17 protein-coding genes are annotated in these 21,471 nt (G+C 71.0%); 6 read left to right on the forward strand and 11 right to left on the reverse strand.

The window, feature by feature from the left end; all coding sequences use genetic code 11:
• The first annotated feature begins 6 nt into the window (after window positions 1-6).
• The gene (locus Vqi01_RS23815) at window positions 7-1,638 is read left to right on the forward strand and encodes a hypothetical protein (protein WP_204037077.1); all 1,632 of its coding nucleotides are present in this window, start codon (window positions 7-9) and stop codon (window positions 1,636-1,638) included.
• A gap of 577 nt (window positions 1,639-2,215) precedes the next feature.
• On the opposite strand, the gene Vqi01_RS23820 is transcribed toward Vqi01_RS23815, so the two are convergent.
• The 4 genes from Vqi01_RS23820 to Vqi01_RS23835 form a co-directional block, all read right to left on the reverse strand.
• Window positions 2,216-3,061: a type IV toxin-antitoxin system AbiEi family antitoxin gene (locus Vqi01_RS23820; protein ID WP_239098616.1), complete on the reverse strand. Its 846-nt coding sequence runs from the start codon at window positions 3,059-3,061 to the stop codon at window positions 2,216-2,218.
• A gap of 297 nt (window positions 3,062-3,358) precedes the next feature.
• A complete protein-coding gene (locus tag Vqi01_RS23825) occupies window positions 3,359-4,393 on the reverse strand; it encodes a WxL protein peptidoglycan domain-containing protein (protein WP_204037078.1) in 1,035 nt (344 codons plus the stop codon).
• Window positions 4,394-4,454: 61 nt separating this feature from the next.
• Window positions 4,455-5,087 carry a hypothetical protein gene (locus tag Vqi01_RS23830; protein WP_204037079.1) on the reverse strand — a complete coding sequence of 211 codons (633 nt, stop codon included), beginning with the start codon at window positions 5,085-5,087 and terminating at the stop codon, window positions 4,455-4,457.
• 80 nt (window positions 5,088-5,167) lie between these two features.
• Window positions 5,168-9,346, reverse strand: a complete 4,179-nt coding sequence (locus tag Vqi01_RS23835) for an ExeM/NucH family extracellular endonuclease (protein WP_204037080.1) — start codon at window positions 9,344-9,346, stop codon at window positions 5,168-5,170.
• A 579-nt stretch (window positions 9,347-9,925) separates the two neighbouring features.
• On the opposite strand from Vqi01_RS23835, the gene Vqi01_RS23840 reads away from it, so the two are divergent.
• The 3 genes from Vqi01_RS23840 (at window position 9,926) to Vqi01_RS23850 (ending at window position 14,517) form a co-directional block, all read left to right on the forward strand.
• A complete protein-coding gene (locus tag Vqi01_RS23840; protein ID WP_204037081.1) occupies window positions 9,926-12,661 on the forward strand; it encodes a fibronectin type III domain-containing protein in 2,736 nt (911 codons plus the stop codon).
• A 69-nt stretch (window positions 12,662-12,730) separates the two neighbouring features.
• Window positions 12,731-13,576 carry a hypothetical protein gene (locus Vqi01_RS23845; protein ID WP_204037082.1) on the forward strand — a complete coding sequence of 282 codons (846 nt, stop codon included), beginning with the start codon at window positions 12,731-12,733 and terminating at the stop codon, window positions 13,574-13,576.
• Window positions 13,573-14,517: a nucleotidyltransferase family protein gene (locus Vqi01_RS23850; protein WP_204037083.1), complete on the forward strand. Its 945-nt coding sequence runs from the start codon at window positions 13,573-13,575 to the stop codon at window positions 14,515-14,517. Before Vqi01_RS23845 ends, Vqi01_RS23850 begins: the two co-directional genes overlap by 4 nt.
• Window positions 14,518-14,526: 9 nt before the next feature.
• On the opposite strand, the gene Vqi01_RS23855 is transcribed toward Vqi01_RS23850, so the two are convergent.
• The 4 genes from Vqi01_RS23855 to Vqi01_RS23870 are packed head-to-tail and all read right to left on the reverse strand — an operon-like array spanning window position 14,527 to window position 17,374.
• The gene (locus Vqi01_RS23855; protein WP_204037084.1) at window positions 14,527-15,735 is read right to left on the reverse strand and encodes an asparagine synthase-related protein; all 1,209 of its coding nucleotides are present in this window, start codon (window positions 15,733-15,735) and stop codon (window positions 14,527-14,529) included.
• Window positions 15,728-16,615: an ABC transporter permease gene (locus Vqi01_RS23860; protein ID WP_204037085.1), complete on the reverse strand. Its 888-nt coding sequence runs from the start codon at window positions 16,613-16,615 to the stop codon at window positions 15,728-15,730. The genes Vqi01_RS23855 and Vqi01_RS23860 overlap by 8 nt, the downstream gene beginning before the upstream one ends.
• On the reverse strand, window positions 16,579-17,196 hold the full coding sequence (locus tag Vqi01_RS23865) for an ABC transporter ATP-binding protein (RefSeq protein ID WP_204037086.1): 618 nt from the start codon (window positions 17,194-17,196) through the stop codon (window positions 16,579-16,581). The genes Vqi01_RS23860 and Vqi01_RS23865 overlap by 37 nt, the downstream gene beginning before the upstream one ends.
• Before the next feature lie 34 nt (window positions 17,197-17,230).
• On the reverse strand, window positions 17,231-17,374 hold the full coding sequence (locus Vqi01_RS23870) for a lasso RiPP family leader peptide-containing protein (RefSeq protein WP_204037087.1): 144 nt from the start codon (window positions 17,372-17,374) through the stop codon (window positions 17,231-17,233).
• A gap of 90 nt (window positions 17,375-17,464) precedes the next feature.
• Between Vqi01_RS23870 and Vqi01_RS23875 the strand changes: the two genes are divergently transcribed.
• Window positions 17,465-17,908, forward strand: coding sequence for a lasso peptide biosynthesis protein (locus Vqi01_RS23875; RefSeq protein WP_204037088.1), 444 nt, complete (start codon window positions 17,465-17,467; stop codon window positions 17,906-17,908).
• A 65-nt stretch (window positions 17,909-17,973) separates the two neighbouring features.
• Here Vqi01_RS23875 and Vqi01_RS23880 read toward each other — a convergent pair whose 3' ends face one another.
• The 3 genes from Vqi01_RS23880 to eccE all read right to left on the reverse strand — a co-directional run bounded on the left by Vqi01_RS23880 (window position 17,974) and on the right by eccE (window position 20,793).
• Entirely contained in the window at window positions 17,974-18,255 is a 282-nt protein-coding gene (locus Vqi01_RS23880) for a PqqD family protein (RefSeq protein WP_204037089.1), read from the reverse strand.
• Between the two features lie 73 nt (window positions 18,256-18,328).
• Window positions 18,329-19,021, reverse strand: a complete 693-nt coding sequence (locus Vqi01_RS23885) for a hypothetical protein (protein WP_204037090.1) — start codon at window positions 19,019-19,021, stop codon at window positions 18,329-18,331.
• Entirely contained in the window at window positions 19,018-20,793 is a 1,776-nt protein-coding gene (gene eccE, locus Vqi01_RS23890) for a type VII secretion protein EccE (RefSeq protein WP_204037091.1), read from the reverse strand. The genes Vqi01_RS23885 and eccE overlap by 4 nt, the downstream gene beginning before the upstream one ends.
• Window positions 20,794-21,100: 307 nt before the next feature.
• Between eccE and Vqi01_RS23895 the strand changes: the two genes are divergently transcribed.
• A partial coding sequence (locus tag Vqi01_RS23895) for a DUF397 domain-containing protein (protein WP_204037093.1) occupies window positions 21,101-21,471 on the forward strand: 371 nt, incomplete at its 3' end.

A 21,471-nucleotide genomic window follows, 5' to 3' on the forward strand; every position in this document is an offset into this window, starting at 1 on the left:
GTGGAATTGTCTTCTCTTTCTGATCGGGCCGGGTTCAGCCTCGGCTCGTCGTTCCGTGTCCGTCGCAGCCTGGTCTCCAGGATCGTCGCGGCGGCGCTCGTGCCGGCCATCGTGCTCGGCAGCGGTGCTCCGGCGATCGCCGCGAGCAACACGCTCACCCTGACCACGCTGGACCGCAACGGCAAGAAGGTGACCATCACGGCCAAGGCGGTCAACCTCAGCACCAACTCCACCTACTCGGTAAAGTCCAACAAGCCGAAGAAGCTGCCGAAGGGCAGCTACGCGGTGCTCGCCGCGGTCAAGGACGGCTCGTCGACGACGCTCGGCGTGCGTACGGTCAAGGTCTCCGGCGCCAGCAGGACCACCGTGGATGCGCGCAAGGGCAAGAAGGTCACGCTCGGCCTGAGCCCGGCACCGTCCGGCGAAGGGCTCGACGGGGACACCGTGGCACAGATCTGCGTCAGGACCACCTCGCTCAGGCACGTGGTCGAGGGCTCGGATTGGGACCGCAGCCTGTACGTCATCCCGAACTCGTCGAAGACCTACGCCTTCGCCGCACTGCGGACCTGGGCCGACGGCTCCGGGCGCCCCGGGTCCACCCAGTACGCGGTCATGTACACGACCACCGGTGTACCGACCAATCCCTCTCGGACGATCAAACAGTCTTCGCTCGCCACCGTCAACGTGGCCGCCCGGCGCGGCCCCTCCGGGGGCAACTCCAGCAACTTTGTCGCGCAGCCGACCGGCCGCTCGTGCGGTAGCGACATCTACCGGAACCTGGTGACCAACGAACTCGCGTACCGGACGAAGGTCAAGGTGACGGCCGGCAAGTGGGACTTCCGGGCAGGAAGTTCCGGCAGCGCCAAGGACGGCTCGTCGTACAACATCGGCGGCTACACCGCGACGCGTACGGTGGCCGCGGGCAAGTCGTACAACCTGAACTTCTTCCGATCCGCCTGGGGCCCGTCGACACGGTTGCCGGTGGTGCTCAACGGCCGGATCTCGTATTCGCTGAACGACATGTTCGCCGATCCCGGCTTTCCCCGGGACAGCGCCGAGGTTGGCGACAAGGCTACCGCGACCCTGACCTTCGGCGGCAAGACCGTGAAGACGGTGAAGGACAAGGGCTGGGACCCGCACGGGACCATCCTTGAATACAAGGTGAAGAAGGCCGGCTGGTACAAGCTGACCAACAAGGCCAGCCGGCACTACCCGGAGATCACCTTCCCGGCCGGGATGTTGTCGCCGAAGACCAACGTCACGTACCGGTTCAAGGCGAAGCCGAACACCTGGGTGACCGCGCCGGTCTACGCGATCACCATGCTGCCCACCGGCTTGGACCTCAACAACCGTGCGAAGCCGGGTAGCAGCACCAACGTCCAGCTGAAGCTGAGCCGGCTCAAGGGCGAACCGGACGCCAAGCTGGGCAAGAACCCGAAGGTGAAGACGGTCACCGCCAAGGCGTCGTTCGACGGCGGGAAGACCTGGCGGTCGGTGAAGGTCAAAAAGGTCGGCGGTGTGTGGACGGCACAGGTCACCAACCCGTCCTCGGGTGCGGTGTCGCTGCGGGCTCGGGTCACCGACACCACCGGCGGCTACACGGATGTGACGATCATCCGGGCGTACGCGATCGGCTGATTGCCAACGGCATCGACGCGCCTCGGCGGTCCGGTAAGGGACGGACCGCCGAGGCGCCTCCCAGCGTGGCTGGGTCCCGGCCGGCACGGTCTTTCCCCGGCCCAGTCCGGCCTTGATGCCCCTGCCTGTCCCTGTCGAGCTGAACCGTTCATGCCATCACATCAGTGGCATGCGCTCGCCAGCACCCGGTCCGCCCGCCGACACCCGGTCCGCTCGCCGGCACCCGGTCCGCTCGCCGGCACCCGGTCCGCTCGCCGGCACCCGGTCCGCCTGCCCGTCGCGCCCCGGTCCGTTTGCCGTGACCCGGTCGGCTCGTCCGTCGCGCCCCGGTCCGTTTGCCGTGATCCGCTTGTGCTCTCAGCTCGACAGGCCTGACCGCCCTACGCCCAGCCCTCGGCTACCGGCAGTGCGAGCAGGACTCTCCCGCAGGCGTCGACGGCGCGTCGTTCAGCTACAGGATCGTCGTCCGCGCAGCCCCCGCCCCCTCTCCGCCGCTCTTGCATTTTCGTCGCGACAAAACGCGTCTCCTGGGAGATTTCAGCGACCGAAAGTGCAAGACCGGCGAAAAGGCCAGGGATCAGGAGAGAGCGGCTCGGATGGTGGCGACGATGTGGGTGGGGCGACGGTAAAGGTCGCGGTCGGTGAAGTAACGCATCCGCCAGCCCTGCGCGTCGAGCCAGTTGACGCGCTCCCGGTCGTACCGGAGGCCTTCCCGATCGAGGTGCGAGACGCCGTCGTACTCGATCCCGATCCTGCGTTCCCGGTAGCCCAGGTCAAGGCGATAACGCGGGAATCCGTAAGCGTCGTGCACCAGCAGCTGCAGCTCGGGCGGGGGGAGTCGCCCGTCCAGCAGCACCAACCGCAGTTGGCTCTCCTGGCGGCATTCCGCCCGGCCGTCCGCCAGCGGCACCAACTCGCGGGCCTGCCGTACGCCACGTAGCGCTCGATGGGCGGGCACCTCAGCCAGCAGATCGTCCGGCGTCACCGCACCGGATCTCAGAGCGCAGTCCAGAACGGGGAGAGCGTCGAGGCGCCGTACCGTACGCGCCAGGTCGACAGCGCAACGTGCCGCCGGCACGCAGGGCAGCCCTTGCACGAGGACCGGCTCCACCGGCAGCACGGAATGATGCACGACCAGACCGGGCAGCCGGGGCTTCGGCACGGTGATCGGCACCTGGACGTGCACGAGGTCGTCGCGCAGCACGCCGAAGCCGTACCGGCGGGCCGCCGTCTGCCGGGCGAACATGGCGCCCTCCGGCAGACACAACAGGAGAGCCCGTAACTCGTCCTCGTCGTCGAAGGGATGATCGGTATAGACACCACGGCGTACGCGGCGCAACTCCGCCCGATCCAGCCGGGTCCGAAGCCGCCGGGCACTGAGTGTCCGCATCAGGTTCTCCACTCGCCACAGTTCAGCAGTCACCCCCGCACCCTCGCCCGCCCCGCCCCAATCCAGCCACCCCCACCCCCCTTGCCCTGTGGACAACCCATGTCCTGTGGAAAACCCCCCACACACCCCTCCCTCGTGCTATGCCCCTCCCCGCACCAACATTGATCGTGTCGGCACCGACGGCCTGACACGACCGCCGCGATCTTGCACTTTCTGTCGACTATTTGCCCAACTTGCCCCAAAATGCGGCGACCAAAAGTGCAAGATCGCGAGGGCGAAGGGGTGGGCGAGGGCGGGGGGTGGGCGAGGGCGAGGGGTGGGGGCGGGGGGCTAGGGGGTTTTGTGGGCTTGGGTGCGGCCCTCTTCGCGGGCCTGGTCGAGGAGTTGTGCGAGGCGTTGCTTTCGCCGCCGGGCGACGGTGCGGGCGGCGAAGACCAGCACGCCGAGGATGAGCGCGAGGGCCAGCTGCGCCCAGGGGAGCGCCCAGGTGGTGACCGTGGCCGAGGTGGTCCGGATCTCGGCGCCGGTCGCATCGCCACCGAGGACGGCGGGTGTCACCTCGACCGTGGTGCGCACCGGCCCCAGCCCCCACACCCCGTTCACCCGGGTCTCGACCGGGCGGTCGCCGCCCCGCAGCAACTCCTCGACCTGCGCCGGGGTGTCCCGTTCCAGCAGGCCGAAGAGTTCGGCGACGCCGACCCGGCCGCCGCCGGTCACCGCGACGTTGCCGGTGTTGGTCGCGGTGTAGCCGATCCGCACGGTGCCGCCGGCGAAGGGGTTCCAGGAGGGCTTGTACGTGGCGGTGAGATTGTCGATCGCCATGCTGGCGGTGATCGTGCCGCTGGCACGCAGCATGACCCGGAATCCGACCCGGCTCTCCACGGCGACCGTGCCGCCGGAACTGGTGACCGTCGCCGCGATGCCGGCCGGGTGATCGCCGGGGCTGGCATCGGCGGGCACGGTGATGGTGAAGGGCACCACCTTCGTCTCCTTGGCCCCGACGGAGATCTTCTCCTGCACGGTGATCCAGGTGCCGCCGTCCACCGACTTCTCGTTGGAGGGGAGCATGTTGAATCGCCCCTTGTCGGTGAGGTAGCCGTCCGCCGCCTTCAGCGAGAAGACCACGGCGGAGTCGCTGAAGTTGCGTACGGCCAGGTGCTCGGTCACGACCTGACCGGGGTCGAGCGTGCGCTCGATCCATCGCCGACCGTCGGGGCCGTTCTGGTCGGCCGGCTGCACCGACCAGGTCACCGACGGCTTGGTCGGCTCCGCGGCGGCGGCGGTGGGCGCGATCGGTGCGGCGACGAGCAGCGCGGCCAGGGCGGCGAGCAGCCGGGGCAGGGCCCGCGACGAGGTTCGGGTCATGACAGCATCCTTTGTGCAGCGTGGTGGGGGCCGCCCGGCCGGGCGACCCCCACCACGGGTGTTACTCGAACAGGGACAGGGTCAGCGTCGAGCGGTACTTACCGGCCGCGACGTCCGCCGGCGTACGCAGGAACAACTCGGCGTCGACCGTGTACTCGCCACCGGCCACCGCACCCGAGTCGAACGTGGAGACCAGCAACTCCTGATCCACCAGGCCCACGTTGTTACCCGGCTGCGTCGGCTCGTCGAGGACGGTCACGACCTCCTCGCCCTCGGTCACCAGGCCGGTGTCGCCACCGTCGAGCAGCCGTGGCCGCCAACCCAGGTGCCCGGCGCCGATCGGCTCCTGGCCGGCGTTACCGACGAAGTCGGTCGCGCTGCCCACCACGGCCCAGGACGCATCGGCCGGCACCTCGTCCGCCGTGCGGGTGTCGGTCACCGTCACCGTCGGCAGGGTGCCCACGAACTGGCGCACCAGCAACGTCGACCCCTCCTCGGACAGGGCCACCGAGTCACCCGCGACCGAGAGCGCCAGCACTCCCGGCTCCTTGATCTCCTCGATGTCGACCGTGACCGACACGTCGGCGCGGTCGTCGGGTTCGGCCGACGCCGGTGCGGCCATCGCCACCGACCCGGCCACCATCGCGCCCGCGGCAACCGCCGCGAACAGGCGCCTGTGCCTGGTTGTGCTCATGTGCATGCTCCATTGCTGAATCGAAGGGATACGGTGTGGCGGCGCCCTCCGGCTGAGAGCGCCGCCACCGTTGAAAAGGGTCAGCCGCAGGTGATCGCGGCGAACACCGCCTCGGCCTGGGCCGTCACCGGCGTTCCGTTCACGGTCCCGGTGATCTTCACCGTCGAGGTGCCGGCTGGCACCGACCGGGCCCGCGTGGTGAACGACTGGTAGGCGACCTTGCCGGGAGCGACATCGGCGACCGTACGCGAGCCGTACGGCGTGACCAGCTCGATGGTGAGCGCCACGTCGTCGGCGTTGCGGGCGGTGACCGCGACGTACGCGGTCGTACCGGCACACTGGCTGCGGGCCGTCACCTCGACGTCCCACGCCGGCACTTCGGGTTCGCCGCTGCCGATGGTCGACCGGGGCGTGGTGTCCGGGGTGACCCGCGAGTTCGCAGCGAAGTAGCTGACCAGCATGGTGAGGTCGTTGTCGCCGGTGGTGACCGGGTTGGTGCCCTGGCCCAGGGCGGTGAAGTTGTCCCCGCCGGCGGCGAGGAATGAGTTCACCGTCACCCGGTAGCTGCCCGCCGGGTCGATCGGCGTGCCGTTGAGCTTCATCGAGGTGATCCGCGAGCCCTGGGCGGCGGTCGGGTCGTACGTGTAGGTGAAGCCCTTCGACACGCCCAGCCAGAGCACCGGACGGGACGCGCCCGCCGGCTGCCACTGCTGCTCCAGCGCCTGCTTGATCTGGGCACCGGTGTAGGTCTTGGTGACCACGTCGTTGGCGAACGGCTGGACGGCGAAGGCGTCGGCGTAGGTCACCGTGCCGTCGGTCCGGTACAGCAGGTCGGCCCGCAGACCGCCCGGGTTCATGAACGCGATCTGCGCCCCGCCCCGGCCGGCGTCGGCGGTGCCGGCGAGCTGCACGTCGGCGATGAAGTTGCCCAGCGCGGACTCCTTGCCCCGGTCCTCGTTGCCGTCGGTGTACGCCCGCCGGATGTCGGCGGTGATCTCGCCGAGCTTCTGCTTGCCCAGCTCCTCCGCCCTCACCTTGGCGGCGGCGACGATCTCGGCCACTGCCGGGTCCTGCGGCGCTCCGACCACGTCCACCAGCGACGCGTCGGCGTTGGTGACCGATCCCGACTCCGGGTCGTAGGTCAGGGTGACCTTGCCCAGGCGCTTGCCGTAGTCCTCGGCCTGGACCACCGGGCGCAGCTTGTCGGTGCCGGGAACCGGGACCTCGAAGGCGTACGGCTGGTGGGTGTGGCCGCTGAAAATCGCGTCGATGGTGGCGTCGACCCGGGTGAACCTGCCGAAGACCGGGTCGGCGGCCAGGTCCTCGGCCGAGCCGATGTTGGCCGTGGCGGCACCCTCGTGGGCGAGCAGCACCACCACGTCGGCCTCGCCGTTGGCGGGGTCGCCGTCCTTGAGCTGCCCCGCGACGACGTTGGCCTCGGCCACCGGATCGCGGAAGGTGATCCCGGCGATGCCGTCCGGGCTGACCAGCGACGCGGTCTGCTCGGTGACCACGCCGACGAAGCCGACCCGGACCCCGCCGACGGTGCTAATCGAGTACGCCGGCAGCACCCGATCGGCCCCCCGGTACACGTTGGCACCCAGCAGCGGGAAGTCGGCCCGGTCGGTGACCCGGCCGGTCAGGTCGACGATGCCCTTGTCGAACTCGTGGTTGCCCACGGCGGAGGCGGCCAGACCCATCCGGTTCAGCGCGTCGATCGTCGGGTTGTCGTCGTCGATCGCCGAGATGAAAGTGGATGCGCCGATGTTGTCACCGGCGGAGACGAGTGCGGTGTGCGGGTTCTGCGTACGCAGTTGGTCGACCAGCCCGGCGAGCTGGGCGGCACCGCCGACCGGCTGACCACCCACGGTGGCCGGGGACTCGAGCCGGCCGTGGAAGTCGTTGATGCTCAGCAGTTGCAGATCGACCGGGCCGGATCCGGTGTTGATGCCCACGACCAGCGGGTTGTGGTCGCTGGCCCGGTACGGGTCGGGCGCGTAGAAGGCGTCGAGCCCGTCGTACTGGAAGGCGTACGACTCGACCGCGTTGATCTGCCAGACGTCGACGCTGGTCACCCGCTCGGCCAGCGAGGGCGAGGCCAGGGCGTGGTCGAGCGATCCGGACTCGCCGTTGAAGACGTAGCTGGTCTTCCCGGTGTTGTTGAGGTTGCGGTAGTCCTTGCCGTAGAGGACCTGCATCGGGTCCTCCTGGGTGTACGCGTTGAAGTCACCCAGCAGCAGCACGTTGTCGGTGTCGCTGTCGGCCTTGATCTGGTCCACGAAGGTGGCCAGCGCGCGGGCCTGCCGCACCCGGTCACCATTCCAACCGCCCTGGCCGTCCCCGGTGTCGGCGTTGTCGCCGCTGCCCGCCCCGCTCTTGGACTTGAAGTGGTTCGCCACCACCACGAAGTCGAGCGGGCCGGCGGTGAAGGTCTGCGCGATCGGCTCGCGGGCGTTGAACCAGACGGTTTCGTCGTTCACCGATCGCGACGCGCCCTTCGGCTGCGCCTTGGCCGGCTTGAAGATGATCGCCGTGGTGATGAAGTCCTGCTGGGCTGCGCCGGGCAGTTCGGCCGGGCTGCGGACGTGGTCCCAGGTGCCCGCGCCGTCCTTGGCGTTCAGGGCGGCGACCAGGCGCTTGAGCGCCCGCTGCGGGTCGGTGGGGCTGAACCGGACCGAGTTCTCGATCTCCTCCAGCGCGACCACGTCGGCGTCGAGTGCGCTGATCGCCGAAACGATCTTCGCTTCCTGCTTGGCCAGCGCCGCCTCGTTGGCCGCACCGCGCGCGTCACCACCGAAGTGCACGAAGTAGTTCAGCACGTTGAAGCTGGCCACCCGCAGGTCGCCGCCGACGTCGACCGGAGCGGCGGTACGCGGGTTGGTGGCCTTGAAGGTGGTCCGGGCGGCCGGCGGGGTGTCCGCGTCGACCGGGCGGGTCGGCTGGAGGCGCCACTCGTTGAAGCCGTACGACAACACCGACGGCCCGAACGCCTCGACCGAGTCGCCGACCCGCAGCGGGTTGGCGTTCGACACGTACGGCGGGAGCAGCCCGGCGGTGGCCAGGTTGGTGGTCTTGCCGTCGTCCACCAGGACCCGGCGGAGCTTGTTCTCGGCGGCGATCTGCCGTGCCTCGGCGGTGCCCGGGCGGGCCCGGTCGGTCGGGGTCAGCGCCGGCTGGTCACCGGCGGCGAGTACCACCTCGCCGTACCGGTTGGTGTTGTAGACCTCGGCGACGGTGTACGCGCCGACCGGCGCGACCAGCATCGACTCGACCGACTCGCGGGCGTCGTCGGCCAGCGGGAACTCCACCGGCACCGGGTCGGGCAGCGGTGCGCCCCGCTCGCAGACCTGCACGTCGCCCTTGGCGGCGATGGTGAGCTGGGTGAGCCCGTTGAACTCGTTGGCCGTGCCGCTGACCCGGATCCGGTCGCCGATCGCGACGGACGGGTGGTTGGCAGTGTTGGTGGTCAGGTAGACGAAGATGCCGTCCGAGGCGGTGCCGGCGGTGACCGGCCGATCCCCGCCGCTGCCCGCCGTCTGCACGTACACGCCGTTGTAGCCACCGCTGCGGTGGTCGGCGGTGACGACGCCTTCGACGGCCACTCGGCTGCCCGCCACCGGCGTGGCCGCTCCGGTGCCCTGAACCTGGGCGATGGTGTGGTCGACGGCGATTGTGCAGCCCTGCTCCGGATCCGGCTCCGGGCCCGGCGCGGTGTTGCGTACGCCGAAGCTGTTCGGCGCCGGCGGTCGCCAACTGCCGGCGATCTTCTGCAACGAGTGGCCGACCGGGGTGGAGCTGGACTCCTTGACCCCGATGTCGGTGCCCCTGATCCCGTTGGCGGGCCCGCCGACTGCGGTGAAGGTGCCCCCGTAGGTGAGGAACTCGGCCACCGAGTCGGTCGGGGAGACCAGCGCGACGCCGTCGGGGTCGCCGTTCTGGATGCCGTTGACCGGGTAGTTCTCGACGACCACACCGGCGTCCGGCACCGTGCCGGTCAGGGTGCGGGTGTTGTACGCCGCACCGTTGCCCCCGTTGTAGAGGACGATGCGCCAGCCGGTCAGGTCGAAGCCGACCGGTGCCTCGATCTCGATCGCCTCGCCGACATCGGTGCCGGCGTTGTCATAGTGGATCTCACTGATGAACGGCGTCGCGGGCGCCGGGTCGGCGAACGCGGTGGTGCCGCCGGCCAGGGTGAGCGCGGTGGCGGTGACCAGTACGCCCGGAATTGTGAATAGTCGGGTGCTTCTTTTTCGCTGCATCTGCGCGGCCTCCGAGGGGGTAGACGGTCGGAGGATAAGCGGCTTCGGTGTCCCTGCGGCAGCCACCGGATGTACCAAAGCGACGAACGGTCGTTGCCTACCTCACCCGGCTGGGCTGCTCGATCACGGTCTCGGCGGCCGTCGTGGGGCGATCGGGGTGGCCCGCCAAGGGGCAGGTTCGCCGAGTGATCGGAGTGGAATGTCCGATACGCGACAGCATCCGTAATCGATTTCGTTCGTTTGCCGCGCGCAGTAACCGAATTCGTGATTCCGATTCTGGTCGGCAGTGTCCGAATTTGATTCAGGCGGCTGCCTTGAGGGTGGCAGGCGTGCTATAGAGAGATGGCGTCCAAATCAATTCTCTTAAATGCGATGGGGGTTCGCCATTTCCGCGATCAGTGGAAATCGTCGAGCCCGGAGGGCTTCACCACCAGCGACAACGCTGTCGGAAGCGGCGACTGGCCCTCCTTGCGTGCAGGTGGTTTCCGCATCAGAGGTAGGAGTCCTATGTCCATTCAGCGTCGTTTTCGGACGCTGGCGGGATCAGCGCTTGCCATAGCGTTGGTCGCGTCGGCGATGGTGTCCACCCCCGCTTCCGCGCGTTCCCCCGGGGACGCGCCACCGGCGGCATCCACCCGCCCCGTCAAACCGGCGGCCACCGGCTCGGCGAACGCCGCCGACCCGGTCCGGCCGAAGGCCGCCCGTAAACCCGCCACGCCGAAGCGGCCGAAAGCCGGCAAGCGCGGCGACCTCGTCGCCGTCAGCTGGCGCAAGCCCGCCGAGAACGGCAGTAAGATCACCGGGTACGTGGTGACACCGTTCCGCAACGGCAAGGCGCAGGCCCCGAGCAGGTTCGACGCGTCGCAGACCAGCCGCGCGGTGAAGATCTCCCCGACCAGTGGGAAGTGGACGTTCACCGTGGCGGCCGTCAACGATGCCGGCACCGGGCCAGCCAGCCCGCACTCCAAGGCCGCCGTGCCGATGGCCCTGCCCACCGCGCCGGCCATCGTCGCGGTCACCGCGGGCACCACGACAGCCCTGCTGAGTTGGATCCGCCCCTCTGACGACGGTGGTTCACCGGTAACGCAGTTCGTGATCACGCCGTACATCAACGGGGCGGCGCAGGCGGCCCAGGTCGTGCCGCCGGTGACCACGGCGACGGTGACCGGTCTGACCCCCGCGGTCACCTACACCTTCACGGTGGCGGCGCGCACCGCGCTCGGCACCGGCCCCGAGTCGGCGCGGTCGGCGCCGGTCACCACGGCCATCTCGCCGAGCGTGTCGTACATCGGCCCGGAGGGCACCGTCAACGCGGCGTACATGGGCAACGTCACGGTCGCCAACGGAGTGCCGCCCTACACCTGGTCCGTCGCGCCGAGCCCGATCAGCGGCGACCTGCCGCCCGGCCTGGCGCTCAACCCGCTGAGCCCTGCCGTCACCGGTGTCCCCACCACCGTTGGCCAGTATCCGGTGGTCTTCCGGGTGGTGGACGCCGACGGCCGGGAGGGGAGTGTGCTGACCGTCATCACCATCAACGCCCGGCCGCAGATCGTCGTGCCGAACCTGGCGCTCGGCGAGGTCGGCGCGGCCTACTCGCAGCGGCTCACCGTGCTCGGCGGCACCCCGCCGTTCACCTGGTCGGTGGCTGCCGGGTCGCTGCCGCCCAGTGTCACCCTCAACACGGTGAACGGTTTCATCGCGGGCACGCCGACCACCGCCGGCACCTATGGTGCGGACATCCGGGTGACCGACGCGTTCGGGGTGACCGACGTCCTCCAGATCCGGATCGTGGTCCAGGCCCGCAGCGTGGTCGCCCTGAGCGTCGACGACGCGTCGGTCAACTTCGGCGACGAGATCGGCTTCACCGTCGACATCGGCCCGGGTGAGGCGCAGGGCTCGGTGAGCCTCTTCAGCAGCGCCGGGACGCGTACCCTGCTCGGCACCTTCCCGGTCACGCGCAACCGGGCCACCTTCACCAGCCGGGCACCGGACTTCGGAACGAACCAGTTCGAGGTGCGGTACGACTCCACCAACACGAACGCCGTCGTCTTCTCCAACACGGTCAACGTGCAGGCGACCGGGGTGGCCGGACAGGCCCTGATCACCCAGTTCCGCCAGTCCGGCGTCGGCGGGCCACTGGACCAGTACGTCTCGATCTACAACAACAGCCCGATCCCGATGCCGGTGTCTGGTATCCGGATCGAGGCAGCGGATGGCACCATCGTCACCATCCCGCCCACCCGGCTACCCCTCCCCGTCGGTCAGGCCTTCCTGGTCGCGGCCGCGGACTACTCGCTCGGGGCCGTCGCCGAGCCGGATCTGCCGCTGGCGGCTGATCCCGTCGAGGGAGATTGCACGGTCGTGGTCGGCCCGGTGTGTTCGCTGGGCGCGGTCGGTGGGCTGCGCGTCCGGTTCCCGGACACCGATACCCCCGGCACCGGCACCATCGCTGACGCTGCCGGCTCCACCCCCGGCTTCTACCGGGGCAGCCCGCTGCCGGCCTTCACCCACACGCCGACGGTCCGCAACATCTTCGGCCGGCTGCGCGAGGCGGGCCGACCGCTGGACACCGGAAACACCCGAGCCGATTTCCGGTTCCTCACCACGACCGGCGGAATCCAGGGCGGGATACCTTCGGCGATCGGCACCGGGAACCCGCGCAACGCTGACGGGCCCCGGATCGTGAACACCCTGCTCCAGACCACGCTGCTGGACAGCGGTGTGTCCGCGAGCGCGGCGCCCAACCGGGAGTACGTCGCACCGACGCCGACCAGCCGCGGGCAGTTGATCATTCGCCGGACGCTCACCAACCGGGCCAGCACGCCGGCGAGTCAGATCAAGCTGCGGATCTCCAGCCTGAGCGAGCTGAACGGGCCACCGCCACCCGCAGGGACGTCTCCGCGGCCGCCCTACGCCGACCTGCAGTGGCGCAACCCGGCGACGCTGACCAGCACGTTCACGCTGAGCGACGGGCGGACCGTCACGGTCAACAACCTGCGGATGGACCCCCCGTCCGAGGACCCGCCCGGCGGTGGCTTCTACAGCGAGGCGACCCTGCCGCTGCCGCTCGGCGGCCTGCCGCCGGGTGGGACGCTCAACTTCTCGCTGACGTTCAGCGTCGAGTCGGCCGGATCGTTCTGGGGTGCCTGGGACGTCCTGGCACTGGGCATCGACCCGCCCGCGGTGGCGACCGCCGCGACCAAGCGCACGAACCGCGCCCAGGTCAACGGCGACGCCGGCGTGGTGCCGCGCGAACTGGCCCAACCCAGGCCCGACCAGGCCAGGGCGCACCGCCAACGACACGAGAGCAACTGACCACACCGACCCTCGCGGGCGGCACCGGCCGGTGCCGCCCGCGAGGCACGCCTTACGGGAGAGCCATCGATGCCGAACAACGACAACGATCGGTACGCCTACGGGCTGCGGGTGCGCGGCCTCGACCACGTCGTCGAGCTGGCACCGGCCGGACCGCCGGACGGGCGACCGACCGTGACGATCCGCTCCGACCCCATCGAGGTGCCGCCGCAGCCGGTCGGGCCGGACGAACACCGGTGCGTGCGGATGCTGGCCGACGGCCGGTGGATGAGCGTGGACCGGGGCCGGGCGAGGGCCACCCTGTACGGCCCGACGCCCGCGCCGGACCTGCTCGCCCATCCCTATCTCGCCGCCGTGGCCACCGTCGTCAACCGGTGGAGCGGCCGGGAGACATTCCATGCCGGTGCCTTCGTCAGCGGCGGTCGCGCCTGGGCGGCGCTCGGTGCGCGTACCGCCGGAAAGAGCAGTCTGCTCGCGGTGCTGGCGGCCGACGGCGTGCCGGTGCTCGCCGACGACGTGCTGGTCACCGACGGGCGGTACGCCTTCGCCGGGCCGCGCTGCCTCGACCTGCGGGAACCGGTCCCCGGGATCGATCTCGCCCCGCTGCCGGCGCGGTACGCGACCCGGCTCCGGGTCGCGTTGCCGCCGGTAGCCGATCGGCTGCCCCTCGGCGGCTGGTTCTTCCTCGGCTGGGGCGACGAGCCGGCTGCGGTCCCGGTCGCCGCGACCGACCTGCTGGCCCGGCTCGCCGCGCTGCGCACCTGGCCGGCGCTCACCTCCGATCCCGCCGTGCTGCTGGCCCTCTCCGCGTTGCCAGCCTGGGACCTGGTCCGGCCGAAACAGTGGGCGGCGGTCGACGACACCCGCCGGCTGCTCGACCGGGCGCTGGCGACACCGGTGGGAGTCCCGTCGTGACCGCGCTGGCCGCCGCCGTCCGCTGCCTGGCACTGGACTCGGCCGCCGCCGCGACCTGCACGCTGCTCCGCGCCCACGGCATCGACGCGGTGCTGCTGAAGGGCGCCGGCCTGGCCCGCCTGCTCGGTATCGAACGTCGTTACATCGATGTGGACCTGCTCGTCGCGCCGGCGGCCTTCGAGGCCGCGCAGCAGGCGCTGGCCGCTGCCGGGTACCGCCCGGTGGTCGCCGGTGCCCGTCCCGACGACCAGCTGTTCCACGAACGGCCGTGGTTCGTACCCGGTTCCGTCTCGCTGGTGGTCGATCTGCATCGGAGCTTCGGCTGGGTGGGCGACCCGGAGCGGTTCTGGCAGGCGATACGGTCCGGCGCCGAAAAGCTGCCGCTGGCCGGCGGGTGGGTGCTCGTGCCGGATCGAATCTGCGCCGCCCTCCTGACCGTTCTGCACGCGGCCCGGCCCGGCAGGGCCGACCACCCGGTCACCGACCTGACCCGGGCACTGGACGTGTTCACGATCGACGACTGGCGGGCCGCGACCGCCGTCGCCCGCCGATGTGCCGCCGAGGAAGGATTCGCCCTGGGCCTGCGCGTCACCGAGCGTGGCCGGCTGCTCGCCGCCGAACTGGGCGGGTTGCCTGTGGTCTACACGCCGAGCCGGTGGCTCGCCGCGCACCGCTCCTCCGCGACCGCGAAGTCGCTGGCCCGGCTGACCGAACTGCCCACGGCCCGCGCCCGGCTGCGGCACTTCCGGCTGCGCCTGCTGCCGTCGCCGGCATCGATGCGCTATTTCAGCCCGCTGGCCCGGCGCGGTCGGCTCGGCCTTCTCCTGGCGTACGCCGGTCGACTGGGCCGGCACGCCGCCGGTCTGCCGCGGGCGGTACGCGAACTGCGTGCCGCCCGGCACGCCCATGACGGTCCCGCCTCGGATCCGCCCCTGCGGTAGCCGCCGCACTCATTCCGGTGCTGCGGCGATCGGCTGTTCCGCAGCGCGGGTCGGTCCGGGCGGTACGCCACCGGCCCGCTCGGACCGGGTCACCCACCACAGGTGCTGGAGCAGGGCGGTGGTGCCCGGGGCGATCGGCCACGTCGACCACACCCGCTTCAGCGCAACCGGATCGACCAGGTCCTCATCCACGCCCGAGCCGTCCCATCCGGTGATGAAGTCCCGGGCGTGCCGGCGTACGAAGGCCTCCAGGAACGTCGCCTTGCCTCGGGGCGCGGTCACCACCGCCGGCAGTTCGTCCCCGGCGATCAGGGTGAGCAACTGTTGCCGGGTAGGGGTGTGGAGACGACCGGCCCGGACGATCAGCGCGGCCAGGAAACCGGCGTCGAGCAGCGGATTGACCACCGACACCTGGTGGTCGGCACCGACCCCGGACAGGCTCGCGCAGGTCAGCGCGAGATCCCGGCGGCCCAGGTGCCAGTGGATACGGCGGTCCAGGCGGTACGGCTCGGCGCGTACCTCCGCCGCGTACGACCGGTGGCAGTCGGTCGCCACGTCGGGCCGTAACCAGGGGAGAGCCCGGACGGCCCGACGCCGGCCCGGTGGCAGCACCGCCCGGACGGCCGGAGCCAGGGCCCGTCGTAGGCGGATCCGCATGGTCCGGGCCGGACGCCACCAACCGGCCAGCATCTGATCGCCACCCGCGCCGGTGAGCAGGGAACCGCCCTGCGCCAACTCGATGATCGGCAGGTGCAGGTGAATGTTGCCGGGATGCAGCACGCCGCCGTACCGGTGCAGCAGCCGCGCGGCCACCGGCCCGACGAAGTCGAGATCGTCGCCGGCCGACAGCCGGTGCCAGGGACCGGCGAGATCGAGCGCCCGGATCACCTCGTGCTGCCAGCCGGACTCCTCGGCCTTCGGCGCGTCAGTGAACCGCCAGGTCACCGGCACCGGCGGTGGTAGTTGCTCGCGGCGGGCGACCCGTACGGCGACCGCGAGCACGAGCGAGGAATCCAGCCCGCCCGAGAAGCTCACCACGCAGGGCGGTCGGGCCAGCGCGGGCAGCACCGCCTGTTCCAGTGCGGCCAGCGGCGAGGCGGGCACCGGCCGGTCGGCGGCCGTCAGCGACGGCGTGCGGGCGCCATGCCCCAACACCGAGCCGCTGGCGATGTCCAGCGGGGTGGGCCGCGGGATCGACGGCGTGGACAGCTCACTCACGGGTCAGGACTCCTCGTTTCGTGGCCAGCCGCAGCGCTCCGCCGAAGATCCAGATCGACAGCGGCAGCAGCACCACGGCGATGCCGAGCAGGGCGAGCGCGGGGCCGGTCCAGGCCGCCCCGGCGAGCGCGGCACGCAGGCCGTCGAGCGCGAAGCGGCTGGGCAGCAGCGCGGAGAGCGGATGCAGCACCGGACCGAGGGTGCCGACGGGGAAGTACGTGCCGGAGAGGAACGTGAGCGCGACGACGATCACCCGAGCGGCCGCGTCACCGTGCCCGACCACGATCGTGACCGCCATGAGGAGAATGCCGATGCCGGCCATGGCGGCGCATCCGGCGACCAGCAGCACCGCCATGCCGAGCCAGTCGGCGTGCCCGACTCGGAGACCGAGCAGCGGAGCGAGCACGGCGAGGTAGATCGAGGCACGGAGGGCGGCGAACAGGAACGGGTATCCGCAGGTGCCGACCGCCAGGGCCGCCGGCGACATCGGCTGAGCCGCCAGCATCTCCAGCGTGCCGGCCCGCTGCTCGGACGTGATGCGCATGGTGAGCTGCGTGGTGGTCGCCTGCATGACCAGCATGTAGGCGATGCCGACCGCCACGTAGTCGAAGTAGCTGTGGGACGGTTCGACGGAACCTCGGCCCGGTGCGGTGAGAAAGCGGGAGATGAACAGAAAGATCGCCAGGTTGACGGTGGCGAAGGCGAGATCCAGCAGGACCGGGATCCGCACCAGTGGCTCGGTTCGCAGGTCCCGGCGGATCAGGGCGGTCAAGGCGATCAGCGTGCCCGTGGATGACCGCCCGGCAACCGCCGCGGCACGGCGGATCCGATCCTCGACGGTCGTCAACGTCCCACCGGCAGGGTCAGCGTCGAATCGCACCGGGCCCGGTCCTCTCGATGGTGGGAGGCGATGACACATGTCAGATGACGACGGCGGTCCAGCGCTGCCCACAGCATCGCGCGGGTCGGTTCGTCGAGGGAACGGGTCGGCTCGTCGAGCAGCAGCACCACGGGATCACCCAGCAGGGCGCGGGCGATGCTCACCCGTGCCCGCATGCCCGCCGAGCACTTCTCCGCCGGTCGATCGGCGTACGTCCCGATGCCCAACTCTTCGATGACGCGGGCCGTCGCCGGCTCCACGGATCGGCGGGGCAGCCGCAGCCGGGCGACCAGCCGCAGATTGTCCCGCGCGGACAGCCGGCCGTACAGGCCCTGCTCGGGCGCGAGACACAGGCCGACCAGCCGGCGGGCGGCCGGCGAACCGACTGGTTCGCCGGCCACCGAGATCCGTCCGGCGGTGAGGGCCAACGTCCCGGCCAGGCACCGCAGCAAAGTGGTCTTGCCCGATCCGTTGTCGCCCGCGAGCAGGAGCCGCGCACCTTGGGGCACATCGAGGTCCAGATCGGTGAAGATCGGCCGATGGCGGAACCGGCGGGTGGCCCGCCTCAGCTGAATGGACAAGATAGACAAGTGGACGGGGTGAGAAGGCGGCCGGTCATGAGAAGCCGACGCCACCGAGTCCGTCAGGGATTCCGTTGGTACCCCCCTTGGTCAGCTCGGCCAGGGTTCCCAACCGGCGCAGTCGAGGCGGTTCGTACGCCCCCCGGGTCGCAGCTGCCTTCTTGCGGATCTCATTCATGAAATACCTTTCCTGGCCATAGTCCGATAACAGCCTTGTTGGGCATAGTATCCGTTTCGGAGGTTGGTCGGTGGACAGCTAGGAGGATCCGTGGCGACCAGTGGCATGGTGACTCTCGTCCGACGCGCCAACACCGCCGTACGACTCGTGCCCGGCCTGGTCCGGATGGCCCGGGGCGGCGGCCTGGCCGGCGTGCGCCTGGCGTTCTGGGCCGTCCGCGCCCGTCGCCGGGCCCGGCGTCAGCTCACCCGGGGCGGACTTCCCGCCGTACGCCTGCCGGGACCGCCACCCGGCATCGACCCGGAAGCCATGCACCGCGCGCTGCGCTGGGACGGAGCCAGCTGCTTGGAGAGCGCACTGGTCCGACAGCGTTGGTACGCGGCCCGGCGGATCAGCCGAACCATCGTGATCGGGGTGACCGCGCCGAGCGCGGGTTTCCACGCGCACGCCTGGCTGGACGGGGACACCGACGCCGAGCGGGAGAAGATGGTCGAACTGCTGCGTCACACCACGCCAACGGCCTGGCTGTCCTGACCATACGACCGGCGGCGCTCAGCATCGTGCGACCGGCGGCGCTCAGCATCGTGCACCAGCGGCGCTCAGTTTCGGTCGACCAGCTCGGCGGCTTCCAGTTCGCTCAGGAACCGCCACACGTCCGCAGCGGCCCGTTCCTCGTCCACCGGGGCTCGTTCGACCAACGCGCGGGTCAGCTCCTCGGCGGTAGCTCCGTCCACGAGGTGCGGCCAGAGCAGCGCGGCCGAGGGCCCGAGCCCGAAGTAGACGGCCTGCTCCAGGTCCAGCAGTACGCCCTCGTCACCGGCCTTACGCCAGGCCACCCGGCCGGTCCGGACTCGGTAGACGGTCGCCGGGTTGTCGTTCATCCGGATGCCTCCAGCTGTCGAAGCGAGCTGTCCGGATAGTAGTCCTCAAAAGGGACGAGTGTCCGCTAAAAGGTCAAGCGCCCCGAGCCACCGGCCCGACGAGTTGGCGTTCGGTGCCGGTCACGCTGAGCATCACCCACTGCACCTTGCCCTTGGTGATCAGGCCGACCATCTCCGGGTGCAGTTGGGTGAACCAGCTCTGCACGCTCACCAGGCCGAGCGCGTTCGCCGCCGTGGCGGCCTCGGCCTCGGTGAGCCGCTGGAGCACCACGATGTCGCTACGGACGAGCACCTCGACGTCCCAGCCGGCCAGGTCGTCGCGGACCACCAGGGTGGCCCGCCATGGCGCGGCCAGATTGGTGTCCGGCCCGGTCACCGGACCGGTGTCGACCACCACGAGCTGAGGTTCGGTCGGAGTCGCCGGCACCGGGGGAGCCACCCCGGGCGGCAGGAACGAGGCGATCTCCCGCCCGATGACGCAGCGCCGCAGGAAGGCGTCCCACTCCTGCTCACGGGCGGTCTGGATGAACAGCCGGGCGCCGAGTGCCAGGGCCCGGAAGGCGAGCAGCTCTGCCGCGCGTACCCCACCGGTCAACATCAGCCGGGTCGGTTCGGCCCGGAACACCCGCAGGCCCACCGGTTCCTGCTGCCGGTTCCGGCCGACCACCAGCCCACCGCCCCCGGCGACCAGGCGCAGCCCGGCCAGAGTGGTGTCGTCGGTGACGTGCAGCCCGATCCGGCTGCCGGGAAAGGCGACGCTGTTCACCGCAGGAATCCTCCGAGCGGGAGGGTGGCGGCCACGCCGTGGGCGTGTTCGCCGTCGAGTCGTTGCAGACGACCGCCGTGGCCGCGAATCGCCTCGGCCAGCGCGCGGTCGGCGGCGGCGAGCGCGGCGGCGTCCGCCCCGATCAGCCGGAACGCCACCTCCAGCACGGCCTCGTCGTCACCGGGCCGACCGGGCTGGCGGGCCACCGCGATCGACACCACGCCGGCCGCTGCGGGTAGGGCGCGTAGCAGCGGATCCACCTCCCACGCCCGGTCCGGCCAGTCGAGCAGCCGGTGGCAGCTCTGCGGAGTGCCCTGTGCCGACCAGTTCCGCCAACTCTCCCGGGCCAGCGGCCGGTCCCCGCCCGCCGCAGCGCCGGTGAGGTGGGTCAGGCTGGCGACGGCGGCGAGCACCTCGTCGCGGTTGAGCAGGCGGGCCATCACCCGGTCGTGGCGCAACTGGCGCCGGGTCCGCCGGATCGCCGCGGTGAGCGCCGGCCGCAGGTCGCGGTCAGCGTGGAAATCGGGGGTACGCGGTGCCTGGAGCACCACCCACGCCTGTCGGCTGGCTGGCACGCTGCCGCCGGTCAATTCGCGGTACGCCCGGTCCACCGCTGCCGCACCGACCCGGGGTGCCGGAGTGACCTGGATCAGCACCTGCACCGCCACCTGCGGCGTCTTCGGGTCGGCCGCGGGAAGCAGCGACATCGGCGACGAAAGTGCCTGCGGCGCTCCCATCAGCAGCGCACCCTCGGTCGGGTCCACCTCCAGCACGGCACTGAGCCCACCCCGATGGGTGAGCAGCACCGCCGGTTGGTCGTCGATCTCGACCTGGTCCAGCTCGACGCTGCCCTCCAGATGGGTCAGCAACTGCCATGCGGCCTCCGGCCCGGTGGCGGCCAACTGCCGGCGCCGGCCTCGGTAACCCCACCAAACTCTCAGCCACTCGTAGAGCCACCGACCCCGATGGCGTACCACCGTCGGGGCGAGCAGCAGCAGTGCGACGGTGGCCACGCCGACGGTCAGCGGCACACCGTGCGGCGTGGCGGCCAGCACCGCCGCCGCACCGGCCTGCCAGGCCACCAACTGCGCGACGTGGATGCCGGCGACACGCAACTGCCGCCGATGCGGGCGTACCACCGGAGCCGCCGCGCCGCTGGCCTCCGCCGCTGCCGACCGAGCCGCCGTCGCGGGCGCCGCCGCCCCCGTCCCGGCCGGCGGCGCGGCTGCGGCCCCCGCTGCCACACCGGCAACCTGACTGGCGTACGCAGCGCCGGCCTGTCCACTGTGCGCAGCGCCGGCTTGTCCGCTGTGCGCAGCATCGGCTTGCCCGCTGTGTGTGGCGCCGGCCTGTCCGCCGTATGTGGCGCCGGCCTGTCCGCCGTATGTGGTGCCGGCCTGTCCGCCGTATGTGGTGGCGGTGCCTGTTTGGCCCGGGTGTGTGGTGCCGGGGCCGGCCTGGCCGGTGTGCGCGGCGCTGCCGGCCGCCTGGCTGGCGTAGGTGCCGCCGATGGTGGCCCGCCCCTGCCCCCGCTGGGCTGCCCAACTGTGCCCCGGCCCGGTCCCACCGAGCACCGGTGCCGCGCCGCCAGCCTGCTGCTGCGCCGGCATCCCGGCTGGGTGCTGTGCTGGCGCGCCGGTCTGCTGCGGCGGTGCCCATTGCTGAGCCGACGCGCCGGCCTGCGGCGGCGTTCCTTGCTGCGGCGGCGCGGCCGGGTCCGGGTGATGCTGCCAACCCGGCTCGCCCGGCCGTGCCGCACCCGGATGCGTCACCGCCCGCCCCTTCCTGACCGGTCCAGCATGGACACCACCGTTTCCCGAATAGACGGGAAGGCACCCGGCTGATCCGGGGGAACGAGGAGGGTGCGCGTCATGGCTCCGGGCTTTGTACGGCAATGAGGGTTGGACCGACGATATCCCAGCCGTTCGACACCATGTGATCCCGTCGCGGTGCCCGCCCCCGATGCGGCAGCTGCGTCACCACAACGCCTGCACGTCCGGTGAGCGGTGGCGGCATGCCCTCCTCCCACTGATCATGAAGTTATTGCCACTGGAGAACGGTTTCCTCGGCGATAACTTCATGATCAACCCGACGAGGTATCCCGGCCGATGGAGGAGGCCGCGAGTGCGGCATCTGCGCGCAGGGCCGCGGGTTGTGGCATATCGGGGTGCAGGCGGGCGTTGCGGTGCCGGTCGTTCCGCAGTTCGAACAACCCGGCCTTGTGCCGAGGTGCGGTTTGCTGGCGGGGCGGTGGGCGTACGCGATTCGAAGGACCGCAGCGGCCCGACCCTCACCTTCGATGCTGGTGCCTGGGCCGGCTTCCTGCGCGCTGCAGACCGACCCGGCCTGAGCAGGCGCTCCCGCCGCTTCTCCCGATCCGCGCCGCTTCTCCCGATCCGCGCCGCTTCTCCCGATCCGCGCCGCTTCTCCCGATCCGCGCCGCTTCTCCC

It is taken from the genome of Micromonospora qiuiae (assembly GCF_016863555.1).
In the GTDB taxonomy this organism is placed as follows: Bacteria; Actinomycetota; Actinomycetes; order Mycobacteriales; family Micromonosporaceae; genus Micromonospora; species Micromonospora qiuiae.

Bases quoted from the DNA above. Each gene is read 5' to 3' on its own strand.
- Vqi01_RS23880 (WP_204037089.1), bottom strand. From the start codon at position 18,255: ATGAACGACAACCCGGCGACCGTCTACCGAGTCCGGACCGGCCGGGTG.
- Vqi01_RS23825 (WP_204037078.1), bottom strand. From the start codon at position 4,393: ATGACCCGAACCTCGTCGCGGGCCCTGCCCCGGCTGCTCGCCGCCCTG.
- Vqi01_RS23845 (WP_204037082.1), top strand. From the start codon at position 12,731: ATGCCGAACAACGACAACGATCGGTACGCCTACGGGCTGCGGGTGCGC.
- Vqi01_RS23830 (WP_204037079.1), bottom strand. From the start codon at position 5,087: ATGAGCACAACCAGGCACAGGCGCCTGTTCGCGGCGGTTGCCGCGGGC.
- Vqi01_RS23835 (WP_204037080.1), bottom strand. From the start codon at position 9,346: ATGCAGCGAAAAAGAAGCACCCGACTATTCACAATTCCGGGCGTACTG.
- Vqi01_RS23870 (WP_204037087.1), bottom strand. From the start codon at position 17,374: ATGAATGAGATCCGCAAGAAGGCAGCTGCGACCCGGGGGGCGTACGAA.